The organism is Sporosarcina sp. USHLN248 (assembly GCF_037144575.1).
Lineage (GTDB): Bacteria > Bacillota > Bacilli > Bacillales_A > Planococcaceae > Sporosarcina > Sporosarcina contaminans.
Genome location: NZ_JBBCZC010000104.1, coordinates 1 through 589, shown reverse-complemented (window position 1 = coordinate 589; position 589 = coordinate 1). Strand labels below are relative to the sequence as shown.

Annotated in this window: 1 pseudogene; it reads right to left on the bottom strand. The window is 39.6% G+C overall.

The window, feature by feature from the left end:
* Positions 1-91 precede the first annotated feature (91 nt).
* Positions 92-589 (bottom strand): annotated as a pseudogene (locus tag WFH04_RS18110) (transposase); the annotation flags it as partial.

Sequence of the window (589 nt, the reverse complement as noted above, 5' to 3'; positions counted from 1 at the left end):
GGCTGGGACATAACTAGCTTTAAATAAGAAAAAAGTGAAATTGAGCTCGCTCAATTTCACTTTTTTTCATTTTTTAAAGTCCCCCTTTCCTGTTGGCCGTGAATTTTCGTAAATTCACGGCCATTAACGCGAGGCCCATTTCGTTTTCAACCTTCGATTTCCCACGAACGGAAAATCGAGTGAAACGCAAATTGGCCTTCAGAAACCCAAAAACTGGTTCCACGTCAATTTTTCGCTGACGATAGATCGAACCCGTTTTTTCATCTGAAAGCTTCGTTCTTACATATTCCTTTTGTTGTTCCCATTTCTCGTTTACCATCAACTTTCGATGGTTTCCCTCTTTCGCTTTCGTACATAACGAACGAAATGGGCATCCCGAACAGTCTTCACATTCGTAAACTTTAAAATTACGCGTGAAACCAGTTTTGTCTGTACGGACAGAATGATATTTAAAGAGGAGACGTTTCTCATTCGGACATGTATAGACATCATTCTCTTCATCATACTGCCAGTTTGCTGCGTTGAACTTGTTCTGTTTGTATTTCTTCTCTTGTTCTTTTATGTACATTCCATACGTGATTAAAGCCTC